The 13,753-nt window shown below is 59.7% G+C and carries 15 protein-coding genes; 11 read left to right on the top strand and 4 right to left on the bottom strand.

The window, feature by feature from the left end; translation table 11 throughout:
- Window positions 1-8 precede the first annotated feature (8 nt).
- Both POF45_RS19145 and POF45_RS19140 read right to left on the bottom strand, forming a co-directional pair.
- Window positions 9-314 carry a PsiF family protein gene (locus POF45_RS19145; RefSeq protein ID WP_259498858.1) on the bottom strand — a complete coding sequence of 102 codons (306 nt, stop codon included), beginning with the start codon at window positions 312-314 and terminating at the stop codon, window positions 9-11.
- Window positions 315-378: 64 nt separating this feature from the next.
- The gene (locus tag POF45_RS19140) at window positions 379-1,173 is read right to left on the bottom strand and encodes an AraC family transcriptional regulator (RefSeq protein WP_259498856.1); all 795 of its coding nucleotides are present in this window, start codon (window positions 1,171-1,173) and stop codon (window positions 379-381) included.
- A gap of 96 nt (window positions 1,174-1,269) precedes the next feature.
- Between POF45_RS19140 and POF45_RS19135 the strand changes: the two genes are divergently transcribed.
- The gene (locus POF45_RS19135; protein ID WP_259498854.1) at window positions 1,270-2,157 is read left to right on the top strand and encodes a DMT family transporter; all 888 of its coding nucleotides are present in this window, start codon (window positions 1,270-1,272) and stop codon (window positions 2,155-2,157) included.
- Window positions 2,158-2,248: 91 nt separating this feature from the next.
- Here POF45_RS19135 and POF45_RS19130 read toward each other — a convergent pair whose 3' ends face one another.
- Window positions 2,249-3,139 carry an esterase/lipase family protein gene (locus tag POF45_RS19130; RefSeq protein WP_282316412.1) on the bottom strand — a complete coding sequence of 297 codons (891 nt, stop codon included), beginning with the start codon at window positions 3,137-3,139 and terminating at the stop codon, window positions 2,249-2,251.
- 289 nt (window positions 3,140-3,428) lie between these two features.
- Between POF45_RS19130 and POF45_RS19125 the strand changes: the two genes are divergently transcribed.
- The 3 genes from POF45_RS19125 to POF45_RS19115 all read left to right on the top strand — a co-directional run bounded on the left by POF45_RS19125 (window position 3,429) and on the right by POF45_RS19115 (window position 5,679).
- Window positions 3,429-3,959, top strand: coding sequence for a ferritin-like domain-containing protein (locus tag POF45_RS19125; RefSeq protein ID WP_259498849.1), 531 nt, complete (start codon window positions 3,429-3,431; stop codon window positions 3,957-3,959).
- A 167-nt stretch (window positions 3,960-4,126) separates the two neighbouring features.
- Window positions 4,127-4,903 carry a hypothetical protein gene (locus POF45_RS19120; RefSeq protein ID WP_282316411.1) on the top strand — a complete coding sequence of 259 codons (777 nt, stop codon included), beginning with the start codon at window positions 4,127-4,129 and terminating at the stop codon, window positions 4,901-4,903.
- 80 nt (window positions 4,904-4,983) lie between these two features.
- Window positions 4,984-5,679 (top strand): hypothetical protein, encoded by a 696-nt coding sequence (locus tag POF45_RS19115; protein ID WP_282316410.1) that lies wholly within the window; start codon window positions 4,984-4,986, stop codon window positions 5,677-5,679.
- A gap of 73 nt (window positions 5,680-5,752) precedes the next feature.
- Here POF45_RS19115 and POF45_RS19110 read toward each other — a convergent pair whose 3' ends face one another.
- A complete protein-coding gene (locus POF45_RS19110; RefSeq protein ID WP_259498844.1) occupies window positions 5,753-7,822 on the bottom strand; it encodes an AsmA family protein in 2,070 nt (689 codons plus the stop codon).
- A 386-nt stretch (window positions 7,823-8,208) separates the two neighbouring features.
- On the opposite strand from POF45_RS19110, the gene POF45_RS19105 reads away from it, so the two are divergent.
- The 7 genes from POF45_RS19105 to POF45_RS19075 all read left to right on the top strand — a co-directional run bounded on the left by POF45_RS19105 (window position 8,209) and on the right by POF45_RS19075 (window position 13,649).
- Window positions 8,209-8,637 (top strand): hypothetical protein, encoded by a 429-nt coding sequence (locus POF45_RS19105; RefSeq protein WP_259498842.1) that lies wholly within the window; start codon window positions 8,209-8,211, stop codon window positions 8,635-8,637.
- 198 nt (window positions 8,638-8,835) lie between these two features.
- Window positions 8,836-9,468, top strand: coding sequence for a TetR family transcriptional regulator (locus POF45_RS19100; RefSeq protein ID WP_259498840.1), 633 nt, complete (start codon window positions 8,836-8,838; stop codon window positions 9,466-9,468).
- 308 nt (window positions 9,469-9,776) lie between these two features.
- A complete protein-coding gene (gene ureE / locus POF45_RS19095; protein WP_259498839.1) occupies window positions 9,777-10,277 on the top strand; it encodes an urease accessory protein UreE in 501 nt (166 codons plus the stop codon).
- A complete protein-coding gene (locus POF45_RS19090) occupies window positions 10,274-10,948 on the top strand; it encodes an urease accessory protein UreF (protein WP_282316409.1) in 675 nt (224 codons plus the stop codon). The genes ureE and POF45_RS19090 overlap by 4 nt, the downstream gene beginning before the upstream one ends.
- 23 nt (window positions 10,949-10,971) lie before the next feature.
- Window positions 10,972-11,589 (top strand): urease accessory protein UreG, encoded by a 618-nt coding sequence (ureG, locus tag POF45_RS19085; protein ID WP_259498835.1) that lies wholly within the window; start codon window positions 10,972-10,974, stop codon window positions 11,587-11,589.
- Window positions 11,590-11,624: 35 nt separating this feature from the next.
- Complete coding sequence (locus POF45_RS19080) at window positions 11,625-12,197, top strand: HupE/UreJ family protein (RefSeq protein ID WP_282316408.1); 573 nt, start codon at window positions 11,625-11,627, stop codon at window positions 12,195-12,197.
- Between the two features lie 315 nt (window positions 12,198-12,512).
- Window positions 12,513-13,649: an AGE family epimerase/isomerase gene (locus tag POF45_RS19075; RefSeq protein WP_282316407.1), complete on the top strand. Its 1,137-nt coding sequence runs from the start codon at window positions 12,513-12,515 to the stop codon at window positions 13,647-13,649.
- The last annotated feature ends 104 nt before the right edge of the window (window positions 13,650-13,753 follow it).

The following is a 13,753-nucleotide window of genomic DNA, read 5'->3' as shown; positions in this document are numbered from 1 at the left end:
CCCTCGGCTTATTGTTTCTTCAGGCAAGTACTCATGAACGTCTTGCGTGCATCCCCGGTCAGTTTCTGGGTGCCGGCCGTTGCATTGCAGTCTTTCATCTTCTGCTGCTGCGGGGTCAGGGTCTTGGCGTCATTGGCGGCCGGCGTGGCTTTGAGGCACGTGCTCATGAATGTTTTGCGCTCATCGCCCTTGAGACTCTTGGCGGTGGCGTCGGCATTGCAGGTGGTCATTTTGTTCTGTTGGGCAGTGGCGGCGAAGCCCTGGGAGCAGAGCAGCAAACCGATCATCAACAAAGGGACACGCAACATCTTCATGGAGTTTTCTCCTTGTCGCCGCACCGATCGGCACGACCTCGCCCTGAAGTGTAGTCAAAGCCTGTTACACCTTCCTGCCGTGCAAATGACTGCGCCGATACTGCTCCGGCGTGCTGCCGGCCTGGCGTTGAAACATCGCGATAAATGCCGAGCCGGTGCTGTAACCGAGGTCGAACGCGATCTCCTGAATACTGCGCGAACTGGCCAGTGCCTCGATGGCCGCCAGAAAACGCAGGCGCTGGCGCCACTCGCCGAAACTCATGCCCAGCTCGCGCACGAACTGCCGGGCCAGGGTGCGTTCACTGACATGGATCTGCGCCGCCCAGTCCGCCAGGGGCCGGTTGTCCCCGGGTTCGGCCTGCATGCGTTCCAGTATCCCGAGCAGTCCGGGGCTGCTGGCGTAGGGCAAATAACAGTTGTGTACCGGCGCCTGCTGCAGCTGATCCACCAGCACTTGCGCCAGACGCACGTCGGCGGGCTGCTCGGGGATCTGCACATCGCGGGCGGCAAAGTCTTTGAGAATGGCCTTGAGAATGTCGCTGATCGCCAGGGTGCAGGCCTGCACGGGCAAGTCCCGGCACAACGGTGGCGCCAGGCACACCGCCCGATAGTTGATCGGCTGGTTGCTGTAGAAACTGTGCTCGGTCTGCGGCGGCACCCACACCGCGTATTGCGGCGGCGACATGAAGCGGCTGCCGTCGATGTCCATGTGCAGCACGCCGTGGGCTGAATACTCCAGCGTGCCCCACGGGTGGCGATGGGCCGAGGCGTATTCGTGGGTTTCGAAATCGGCATAACGGAAGTACACCGGGGCCGGCAGCTCGTGGAAATCCAGCAGATCGATGTGTTTGCGGGTCATGCTGTCCGTTGTCCAATGCAGGTTGTCTGGATAGAAGTATAGGCCTGTATCCAGACAGGGGATAATCACCCTTCATCAACGTTCTGGTTTTCCCTCATGCAATACGCTTATCCGCTGCTGGCCATTTTCATCTGGGCTGGCAACACCGTGATCAACAAACTGGCGGTCGGGGCGATTTTCCCCGCCGAGATCGGTTTTTATCGCTGGCTGCTCGCCGGCCTGCTGTTCACGCCATTCATGCTCAAGCCGGTAATTGCCCACTGGCCGCTGATCCGCCCGAACCTGGGCAAGATCTTCATTCTCGGCGTGCTGGGGATGGCGGTGTATCAGAGCCTGGCGTATTTCGCCGCGACCCTGACCTCGGCCACCAACATGGGCATCATTTTGTCGCTGATGCCGTTGATGTCACTGGCCATGGCGATTGTCAGCCTCGGCCAGCGCCTGACCGCCGGCGCCTTGGCCGGTGCCGTGTTGTCGTTCGCCGGGGTGCTGGTGGTGGTGTCGTCCGGCAGCCTTGGCGCGTTGCTGGAACACGGGGTGAACCTGGGGGATGCGATGATGCTGATCGCCACCCTGGCCTATGCGATCTACAGCACACTGCTGAAGAAGTGGCAGCTGAAGTTGCCGCCGCTGGTGCTGTTGTACTTGCAGGTGCTGGTGGCCGTGGTGGTGTTGTTTCCGATGTTTGTCGCCTCGCCTAAAATCGGCCCGACGCTGCAGAACATCCCGCTGGTGCTCTACGCCTGCCTGCTGGCTTCGATGCTCGCGCCATTGGCGTGGATGCAAGCGGTGGTGCGCCTGGGGCCGAGCCGCACCACGCTGTTTTTCAACCTGCTGCCGTTGATTACTGCGCTGATTGCGGCGGTGGTGCTGCATGAGCAGTTGGCGATGTACCACCTGGTAGGCGGGGTATTGACGTTGGGCGGAGTGATTCTTTCCGAGCGCTGGACCACCGTGTTGGGCCGCAAGCTCAGCGTTGCCTGAGCTGACGCCTTCGCGGGCAAGCCACGCGCCCACAGGGGTATGCATTCCCCTGTGGGAGCTCAGCGTTGCCCGCGATGAACGATAACTCGGTCTATAGCCCTACCTGTTTCAACCGCGCCGCATGCTCGACAAACAACCGCACCGGCTCCGCCCCCTTTCCCACCAGCCCCAGCGACTGGTTGACGATGTCGAAGTGATCCATCGGATACTCATCGCCAATCACCGTGCCCAAGTGCGAGCTGTAGCGTCCGACCATCCCGTCGCAATGCCCCACTTCGCGCACAAAGGTGCTGGCAAACAGGCGGCAACTGCGGTTGGTGCCATCGAACAGATTGCCCCCGCGATCGGTCTTGCCCGGCTGCAAGGTCCCGGACCAGGAGTAATAGCGCACCCCATTGACCTCCTCCGGCCCGTGCCCGCCCCAGGTTCCGGGCAGGCCCTGCGGATAGCGCTGATTGAACAGCGCCACACCTGCTGTCGTCAGGGATTCGTGGGAGGCGTGAACATCCACTGGCAGTCTGGGCCCTCGATAGCCGGTTTCCAGCAGGCTCATCAGCGCGCCGATCACGCGCAATACGACCCCGAGCACACGGCCCTTGGCGCTGTTGGCCGGATAGTGCTTTTCCAGATAATCCGCCAGCTCCGAGCCGTGATTGGGGCCGGCAACCGACGTCACCGAGGCCACACGATCCGGGCGTTTTGCCGCTGCATATCGGGCGGTGAGCGAGCCCTGACTATGACCGATCAGATTGACCTTCTGCGCGCCGGTCTCTCGCACAATCTCCTCGATCCGCGCCAGTAACTGCTCGCCGCGCACCTCGGTTGAGTTGAGCGGCGACACCTGCACCGCGATCACCGTCGCCCCACCCCGGCGCAACGCCGAGATGATCCCGTACCAGTAGGGATAGAGCAGCAACCGGATAAACCCGAGCATTCCCGGAACCAGCACCAGCGGATAGCGCGTGGCAGAACTTTGCGACATGGGCGGACATCCTTGTAATCGGTGAGATAACGCAAGGCAGGATGCAAGACATCAGCCAAGCATCCCCAGCGTAGATGACCCGTCTGTGACCTCCGCTGCCGGCGCTTTACTTCAACCCGGTCACCCCGGCCGCGGATCTCAGGACACACCTTGCATGACTCAGGTCAACAAATGCAGACCGCAGGCCAAATCACATAAAACTTTTTGCCTCGCTCATCACTCACACCTTAAGTAGCGATCACGGGCTCAGACCCTTGACGCAAACCGGATTAGCCTCTAGGAGATCGATATGAGCGACATGCATTTGTCTGATGTAACCACCCTTCGCGAACGGGCCCGCAAAAACGTCGAAAACGGTGCCGTGACCGAAAGCTACAGCGCCGACCGCGAAGAAGTGCTGCGCCTGCTCAACGAGTCGCTGGCCACCGAACTGGTCTGCGTGTTGCGCTACAAGCGCCACTATTTCATGGCCAACGGCCTGAAAGCCCACGTCGCCGCCGACGAATTCCTCGAACACGCCAATCAGGAAGCCGAACACGCTGATCGTCTGGCCGAGCGCATCGTGCAATTGGGTGGTGAACCGGAGTTCAACCCTGACCTGCTGTCGAAAAACTCCCATGCACAATACGTGGCGGGCAAAGACCTCAAGGAAATGGTCTACGAAGACCTGGTCGCCGAGCGAATCGCCATCGACAGCTATCGCGAGATCATTCAGTACATCGGCGAAAAGGACCCAACTACCCGTCGCATCTTCGAAGATATCCTGGCCCAGGAAGAAGAACATGCCGATGATATGGCGGATATCCTTAAAGACTTATAACTGCCATAAAAGCTTTATCGCACTGACACTGCGATAAAGCTTAACCGACCGTTAACTTCACCCTCATTTAAAGTTACAACCCGCACGTAGACTTTTCTCGCCATGGACTTATTCTAACAACCACAGCCCTGACGGCTGTTTAAATAAACCAGTAAAGGAATACTTCCATGCTTCTTGAAGAACGTCTAGAATTCATTGACTCTCTGGAGCCCATGCCGATAGCAAGGACGAGATCCGCCTTTCAAACACAACAATTCCCGACACAAAACCCACCGCACGATACCAATAAATCCACCGCCAGCATCATGCCGGATACGATGGATGCGTTTCTTCCTGGCGTGCCGAAAAATATTATTCACGACGTCAATATTTGCAAGTTAGTCATGCAGAATGACGCCACCAAAAAATTCCCCAAGGATGAACAACTCTTCGAATGGTACAAACACTATGTTGACGGGCTGACAAAACTTGGCTGGGTGATTCAAAACAGGGATCTGCGTGACGTCACCATCAGAAAGACCGGCTTGACGATGGATCAAGTCGCCCTGGAAATCGCGACGGGACTGATTGGCCCTAGCGCAGCCATAGTCTTGGCAAATGTGGCTCAAAAGGCGGTCGCCGCCGTGCAGAACAATCCCGGCGCCATCCAGCTCTTCGAGCGCAATAAAACACTTGGGGCACAGGCAAAGTTCGACATTGCACCCGTGTGGATTGATACCAGCGGCCAGCCGAACATGATCCTGAACTGCATCTCCCTTGATGCCCGGGAAAGCACGCGTGGCATCCTGTTCTGGAAATCGACCAAACAGTCCACCACCATAAAATCAGGGGCAGTCCGTACTTATCTGGACAACAAAGTGTTCTCGCGCTTGAGCGAAACATTATACGACAAGTACACCGAAGCCAGAAAAAATCTCATTATTGACCTGCCTGATTTTGAATAATTCGCGGGTGTTTAAATCGGCAAAAAATTGCCGATTTAAACACTCTATCGCGCACTCACCTTCGAGCAGGTACAACCCCGATGACAGCCCACTACGACGCTTACTTGGTCAGCGGCAATCTAACAATCTTTTGCGGCACACAAACTGACGATTTCAAAAGTGACATTTTAAATTCCAGTTTGCTCGCTGAGCTGCTGGCAACAAAGACGAGCAATGACCGAGAAGTCTCATGGCCCACTTACACCGAGACGGTACAAAAAATAGCCTGGGTCAGTAAAAGCCGGACGATGCAACGTACTGAATTCAGCTACACAACCCTCTTGAATACCGTCATTCAATGTGCTGGAAGCGCTCTTCCAAACCCTGAAAGACAAACGCTCGCCAACGCCTTTTCTGAACTGAAAAATCTGCCGGTCGACTCCGTGGTCATCAAGACCATCACCGACAAGCTTAAAGCGAACGCGTCTCCCTATATGGGCGCCACTGCCGGGGTCATGACAGGCGTCCCTTTCCAGACGACCATGCTGCTGACCATCGTTCGTAGCGACAAAACCCTGCTGACTCTACAAATTGCCTTCAAGACCACCGACGCCACAGCATCCAGCATTCTGGGCCAACCGGTATTGAACGCTATCAAGAACGGCAAAACCAACATGCACCTTCTGTGCAGCTCACTGGATGGACGCCAATCCAATCTGGTGAGAAACGAAGTCATAAAAAAACTCGGCAGCAAAATTGAAACCGATTTGCTGCGCATTCAGGCGCCGACCTGCTAATTGAAAGGCGATAGCCAGAGTTCATGTTCAATCGCTCTCGAGCGAGAGCGATTGAACACTGCTCAGACACCTATCAGTCTTTCACGGTCTTCGGCGCCTTGCCCGCCTTCATCTGTTCCAGCAACGGGGCACACTGATTCGGCTCACCGCCACTCGGCGCAATCAACGCCAATAGCCCCGCCGCCGGTGCAGCAATCACACCCAGTGCCACCATCCCGGCACCGCGCAACATCAACGGAACGGCTTTGACACCCGCGTCCGGCTTGCTGAACGTGCCTCGCACGTAGAGCGGCGAACGCAGGGAAATCAAACGCCAGCCTTTGGATTCGGGCGTAATCGTCAGGTCCAGCTGTTCGGTGGCCATGTTCGCCGAGCCGTCAATGTAGACGATCGAGTTCTCGGTATCGAAGACAAACAGGCGCGTGGTCGCCAGGCCGGTCTTGATGTCAAAGTCGGCGGCGGCGCAGTTGATCTTCACTTCCTTGTCGCCAAACACTTTGCCGACGATGTAATTGCCGACGTTGAGCCCCGCCAGCTCCATCAGCTCGCGACTGATGGCGCCGTCGTTGATCAGCATCTTCAGCCGGCCGTTGGCGCTGCCCAGTAATTTGGCCACCGAATTGCCACGGCCTGAAATGTCGGCGTCGCCGTTGAGTTCACCAAAACTGGTTTTCATCGGCTCGAAGGTCGGGAACAACTGCTTGAGCTTGAACCCGCGCGCGGTGAGTTTGGCCTGGCCTTCCAGCGGTTCGGTGTGGCCGTCGAGGCGCACCTGGGCGTCAAGCTTGCCGCCGGCCACGCCGAAACGCAGGGGCTGGAGGCTGAGCACGCCGTCGGTGAGCACAACATGGGTATAGAGGTCGTTGAACGGCAGTTTTTCGCTGTGCACGATGCGTTTGCCGGTGAATTCGACGTCGGCATCCATCACCCGCCAGCGGTCAGTCTTGAATTCCTCAACCGGCAATACCTTGTCTGCCGGTTGCTTGCTGGCGCCGCCACGTGCCTGCTGCTTGGCATTGGAATCGGCACCGATCAGCGGCGCCAGGTCGGCAAACAGCAGTTGATTGGACACTAACGTGCCAGTGAGCTTGGGCCGTGGCTGGCTTGCAACGTAGGCCAGACTGCCGTGGATATCACTGCTGCCGATCTTGCCGTTGAAATCGTCATAGCGAAATTGCGCGCCAGCGGCGTCATGCAACTTGGCGCTCAGGTGGCCGTCGGTGGCGTAAGGCGGCGAGTCCGGCAGGGTGACACCGGTCAGTGGATACAGGTTGCCGAGACTGGCGCCGGCGAGCTTCAGGCGCAGGTCCAGGGCGCCCAGATTCAGCGGATCGGTCAAGGTACCGGCCAGCTCGACGCGGGTATCGCCGATCTTCACCTGCGCTTGCAACGGAAACGGCTTGGCTGCGTCTTGCAGCGCCAGCAGGCCACCGATCTTGCCTTGGCCGGCGAGTTGCTGCGCGTGGTACTGCCCTTTGACCTTCAACGCAAACGCATAGTCCTGAGGTGCGCCACCCTTGTCCAAGGCGGTTTTCGCCGCCTTGTCGCCGACAATTTCACTGAACGGAATCGGTTTGCCCAGCGGGTCGATCAGCACATCGAGTTGGGTTTTCAGGCTCTGGTCGTCAAGGGTGACATGGCCCTTGTCAAACCCGATGGCACCCATGTCGACCACCCAACTGGAGGGCTCGGCATTCGGGTCCTTGGGGTCGAATGTGAACGTCCAGTTGGCGCGGCCATCGGCCAGGCGCTGAAGGTCGGCATTGGGTTCGGTAAGGTCGATGCGCGGGATCACTACGTGCCGGGCCAACAGGGCCAGGGGCGAGATACGCAACTCGACACGCTTGAGCGTGACCATCTGTGGCTTTTTAGACCAGTCCGGGTTGCCGAGGGTCAGGTCTTCAGCCACCACATGCGGCCACGGCACCCAGGCCCGCCAGCCGCCTTCGTCAGGCTCGCGCTGCCACACCACCGCCAGATTGCCATTGATGGCGAATGGTCGATGCAGCTCTTCAGAGACTTTGGCGTTGAGGGGGGGTTTGATCCGGTTCCAATCGAAGAACACGATGACCAACACCAACACTGCCAGCAGCACAACCAGGCTGGCGAGGGTCCAGCTCATTATTTTTTGAGTGCGCGTCATTGCACAGGGCTCCTGAATACGACTGGGCGCCGACTGCGACGCACACATGAAACGGTAGGCCATTACTGGCCTTGCATAACGTCTACGACTGGGAAATGCGCCGCAGGTTTAATCAAAAGGCCGATCCAGACGCAAAAACCTGGCGAACACCGTGTCGATTGACTCATCCCGCGTTACCGCATCCGCACTTTTGCGAGGCGCCGGTGGGTCGAAAATACCCACCGCGGTGCAAAACCGCCCGCCGGAAACACTTGTTCTAGAGCCTTCCGGCGGAACAATCAATTCTGTTGATTATTACCATTGCGTTTATGAACTTTTATATCGACTTATCGGGAGTAGCATTGACCTCGTACCCACTTTATCGCCCTCCCAAGGAGCAACCCATCATGAAACGCCAATTACTGCTTAGCCTGACCCTCTCGATGCTGGCCAGCACCGCTTTTGCTCTGCCAGCCGCCGATCAGGCCACACCGCAAGTCAAAAACACCCATTCGGTTTACAGCCAGACAGTTGCCGACCATGGCCAAGGCCGTGAACGTCTGGAAGAAAAAGGTCTGGTTCAAGATGGTTCGGACCGCACTCCACTGGGCCAGGCACTGGCTTCTGACGGCAGCGACCGCACCCCACAAGGCCAGACCCTGGCGTCCGACGGCAGCGACCGCACCCCACAAGGCCAGACTCTGGCGTCCGACGGCAGCGACCGCACCCCACAAGGTCAGACCCTGGCGTCCGACGGCAGCGACCGCACCCCACAAGGCCAGACCCTGGCGTCCGACGGCTACGACAAAACCCCACAAGGCCAAATGGCTAGCTGATGCTGGTGACCCCGCAATCAAGCGCACCAGCGCTGTGAGGTAAAAGTCATGGAAGCCTTCAATAAAGCCCGATCCCCGGATCGGGCTTTCGTCTCTATATAGCGCGCATTTTCCGCCCTCGAACCCCGATCCCGGTTCGACGCCGGCGAAGCCGATTTGCTAGAGTGCGACGCTGTCCTACTTCAGAACGCCCCTGCGATGCTGCCCCGCGCCGAACAGAAACAACAAACCCGTAATGCCCTGATGGACGCCGCCCGTCATCTGATGGAAAGCGGCCGAGGATTCGGCAGCCTGAGCCTGCGCGAAGTCGCCAAAACCGCCGGGATCGTGCCCACCGGTTTTTACCGGCACTTTGACGACATGGACGAGCTGGGCCTGGTGCTGGTCAGCGAGGTTGGCCAGACGTTTCGCGAGACGATCCGGCTGGTGCGTCACAACGAATTCATCATGGGCGGCATCATCGATGCCTCGGTGCGCATCTTCCTTGATGTGGTCAGCGCCAACCGTTCGCAATTCCTGTTTCTGGCGCGCGAGCAGTACGGCGGCTCGCTGCCGGTACGCCTGGCCATCGGTCGATTGCGCGAAGACATCAGTTCGGACCTGGCCGCCGACCTGTCGCTGATGCCCAAACTGCAACACCTGGACATCACCGGCCTGAGCGTCATGGCCGACCTGATCGTCAAAAGTGTGTTCGCCACCCTGCCGGACATCATCGACCCGCCCCTCGAAGCGCTGCCCGAGCATCTGACGCCCCAGGCCAAAATCACCCAGCAACTGCGCTTCATCTTTATCGGCCTCAAGCACTGGCAAGGGCTCGGCAGTACCGAATAGACACATCCCCCTACGGGCTTCTGTGGCGAGGGAGCTTGCTCCCGCTGGAGTGCGCAGCGGTCCCCGTCTTTTTCACGTGCGGGGCCGCTTCGCGCCCCAGCGGGAGCAGCTCCCTCGCCACAAAGCAATTCTGCATTTCGGGTTTCGCCGCAAATGGGTGCGCGAAATGTTTCCGCGCACCAACCTAACGCAAAATCCTGCAACATTTTGAAACATCCGCTAATCTCCGACAGGGATTTCCTACGCTTCGTACGGTTGGCAAGCCCCTTGCTCTAGCCTGAGCAATGCCCTTAGCTGGAAGCTTTCCGATGCTGGTGATCCACCGCAGAATCGCCCCCCAACCCGCCTGGGCCGCCGAATTGCACCTGACCTTCGAGGCCCGGAGCAAGAGCCGCCTGCGCTGTTTCAGTGCCGAGCAGGAAGACGTCGGACTGTTTTTGGAGCGTGGCCAGCCGCCGCTGTATGACGGCGAATGCCTGGAGGCCGAAGACGGACGCATCGTCCGGGTCTGCGCCCGCCCTGAGCAACTGCTGCACGTCACCTGCGCCAATGCCTTCGAACTGACCCGCGCCGCTTATCACCTGGGTAATCGCCACGTCGCCCTGCAAGTCGGCGATGGCTGGCTGCGTCTGCTGGACGACTACGTGTTAAAGGCCATGCTCGAACAGCTGGGCGCCCACACCGAGAACATCGAAGCGCCGTTCCAGCCCGAACACGGCGCCTACGGAGGCGGTCATCACCATTCGCGGCACGGCGACGAAGACTTCAACTACGCGCCGAAACTGCACCAATTCGGCGTGCGTCTGTGAACCCGGCCTGGGCGCTGTTGCGTCTGGCCAGCCCGCAGCTGCCCATCGGCGGTTACAGCTATTCCCAAGGCCTGGAAATGGCGGTAGACAACGGTCGGGTGGATAACTCCGACAGCGCACGACGCTGGATCAGCGATCAGTTGTTGCTGAACCTCGCCCGCTTCGAAGCACCCTTGCTGTTGGCCCATTGCGTGGCCGCGTCCGAGGACAATTGGGGTGAACTGTTGCTGCGCTGCGAAGAACACCGTGCCAGCCGCGAAACCCGCGAACTGCATCAGGAAAGCCGGCAGATGGGCTATTCATTGCAGCAACTGCTCAATGGTTTGCCGGAACTCGACGCATCGGCCCGCACCTTTCTCGAACAACGCCCCGAACCGCATCTGGCCCTCAGCTGGGCCCTGGCCGCCCGCGCCTGGCAGATCGGCCCGCAAGATGCACTGGCCGCCTGGCTCTGGAGCTGGCTGGAAAACCAGTTGGCGGTGTTGATGAAAACCCTGCCGCTGGGCCAGCAAGCCGCCCAGCGCCTGACCAGCGAACTGCTGCCCTTACTGCAACAAGCCCAGCAGGACGCCACTCGAATCACCCCCGAACACTTTGGCAGCGCCGCTTTCGGCCTGTCCCTGGCGTGCATGGCCCATGAGCGCCAGTACAGCCGACTGTTCCGTTCCTAGGGCCTGTTATTTTGGAGAATCACATGAACACACAACCCCTGCGCGTCGGTATCGGTGGCCCGGTCGGTTCCGGCAAAACGGCCCTCACCCTGGCCCTGTGCCTGGCCCTGCGCGAGCGCTACAACCTGGCGGTGGTGACCAACGACATTTACACCCGTGAAGACGCCGACTTTCTGGTGCGCAACGAAGCCCTGGCGCCGGAGCGCATCATCGGTGTGGAAACTGGCGGCTGCCCGCACACGGCAATTCGCGAAGACGCCTCGATCAACCTTGAAGCCGTGGATCAACTCAATCGCCGCTTTCCGGGGCTGGACCTGATTCTGGTGGAGTCCGGCGGCGACAACCTGTCGGCGACGTTCAGCCCCGAGCTGTCCGACCTGACCATTTATGTGATCGACGTGTCGGCTGGCGACAAGCTGCCACGCAAGGGGGGGCCGGGGATCTGCAAATCCGACTTGCTGGTGATCAACAAGATCGACCTCGCGCCGCTGGTGGGTGCATCGCTGGAGATGATGGACAGCGACACCCGGCGGATGCGAAACGGCAAGCCGTTCGTTTTCAGCAACCAGAAAACCGGCCAGGGCCTGGAAGAGATCATTGCCTTCATCGAACTTCAGGGCCTGCTGACCAGCGCCGCCTGACACTGACTGACTTTTATTAACAAGGAAGCTTATCCATGACACTGAAACGCATCCTGGGCGCCATCGCCCTGCTGCTGACCCCAGCCATCGCTTTTGCCCACCCGGGTCATGGTGACAATGGTTTGATCGCCGGCATCAGCCACCCGATCAGCGGCATCGATCACTTGCTGGCGATGGTTGCCGTGGGCCTGTGGGCAGCGCAGCAAAAAGGCGCGGCGCGTTGGGCACTGCCATGCACGTTCGTCGGCACCATGCTGATTGGCGGGCTGCTGGGGTTTGAAGGGCTGCAATTGCCGGCGCTGGAAAACGGGATCGCCGCCTCGGTGCTGGCGCTGGGCCTGGCCGTGGCGCTGGCCGTGCGTCCACCGCTGAGCCTGGCGGTTGCGGCGACAGCGTTGTTTGCGTTGTTTCATGGCGTGGCACACGGGTTGGAATTGCCGGACATGTCGAGCCCATGGGCATATGCGGCCGGGTTTGTGGTGGCGACGGCGGCGTTGCATGCGGCTGGGTATGCGCTAGTGCGGGTGTTGCCGCAGGCAGCTGCGCCGTTGATTCGGGTGGCGGGTGCGGCTTCGGCGGCGACCGGGGTCTGGTTGCTCGCGGGCTGAAACCTCTATTGCCTGTTACGGCCTCATCGTGAGCAAGCTCGCTCCCACAGTGGTCCTGCGCACACCGCTCACTGTGGGAGCGGGCTTGCCCGCGAAGGCGGCCTGACAGGCAGCGTTTATCTCCCTGAAAGTAAGCGGTCCCCTGTGGGAGCGAGCTTGCTCGCGATAGCGGACTCACAGACACCGCCTATCGCCCATGAAAGCAAGCAATCCCCTGTGGGAGCGAGCCTGCTCGCGAAGGCGGCCTGACAGGCAGCGTTTATCTCAGCCTGTTAACATGTCGCGCAATCGCCCCTGCCGTGACGACGCCTGCCAATGCCTCATGTTTCCCGCTCTGCCTCCCTGCCTGAATTGACCGCCTTGTTCGCCTCGGTGCAACAGCACTTTGAGGGGGTGATCGTGCCGCTCTGGCAGGGCCCCGGCTGGAACGCCGAGATGGCGCTGCCCTATGAGGCGCTGGACGCCATGCACCAGCCACTGCCAGCGCAACGCTACCGGGCCATGGCCTGTGCGCGGCAGCTGTATCTGTTTTCCAGCCTGATCGGCCAAGTGCCGGGCGCCCAAGAACGCGCAGCAGCGCTGTTCCGTTCATTGCAGCAGCATTTCCATGACGCCGAACATGGCGGCTGGTTCTACAGCATCGACCCGCAGGGGGTGCCGCTGGACCCACGCAAAGACCTCTATACCCACGCCTTCATCCTGTTCGCCTGCGCCCATTACTGGGACAAGGTGCGCGAGCCGCTGGTCGAATCGGTGCTCAATGCCACCCTGGAAATCCTCGCCCAGCGCTTTGCCATCGAAGGCGGTCTGTACGAAGCCTGCCTGGAGCGTGACTGGTCCTCCCTGGACACTGGCCCGTTGCAGAACCCGCTGATGCACCTGGCGGAAGCCTTTCTGGCGATTGTGTCCGTACGCGAAGACGCGGCGGTGGAACATGCGCTGGTCGAGTTATGCACAGGCATGCAGAAGCAGTTCGTCGACCCGCGCGAAAACGTATTGATGGAAAAACCGCTGGGGGCTGTGGATAACTGGTTCGAGCCCGGTCATCAGTTTGAATGGTATTTCCTGCTCGAATCTTCGCTACTGCTGCGCGACAGCAAACTGCATCGCTCGCTGAGCCGCGCCTTCGAATACACCGAGCAATTGGGTGTGGTTGAGGAAAATGGCGCGGTGCGGGCCATGCTCGATCTGGACAGTGATCCGCGTCGCCCGCGCGACAGCACTCAACGCATTTGGGCCCAGGCCGAATACCTGCGTGCCCTGACCTTGCGTCCGGGCAGCGAAACCACCGTGCTGCGCCAGTTGCAGGCGTTGCAGCAACGGTTTCTGCATGATGCCGGCTGGTATGAATGCCGCGATGAAGAAGGCGAAGTCAGCCGCAAGGACATGCCGTCGACCACGCCTTATCACCTGGCAACCTGTTATCGCGGGTTGGCTGATTTTCTTCGTTGATTGATAGATCGCCATCGCGGGCAAGCCCGCTCCCACACGGGATCGCTGCCGAGCGCCAATGTTGTGTTCACTGAGAATCCCCTGTGGGAGCCGGGCTTGCCCGC

Origin of the sequence: Pseudomonas fungipugnans, from assembly GCF_029955235.1 — a bacterium.
In the GTDB taxonomy this organism is placed as follows: domain Bacteria; phylum Pseudomonadota; class Gammaproteobacteria; order Pseudomonadales; family Pseudomonadaceae; genus Aquipseudomonas; species Aquipseudomonas fungipugnans.
This window is presented reverse-complemented; position numbering and strand designations above follow the sequence as displayed.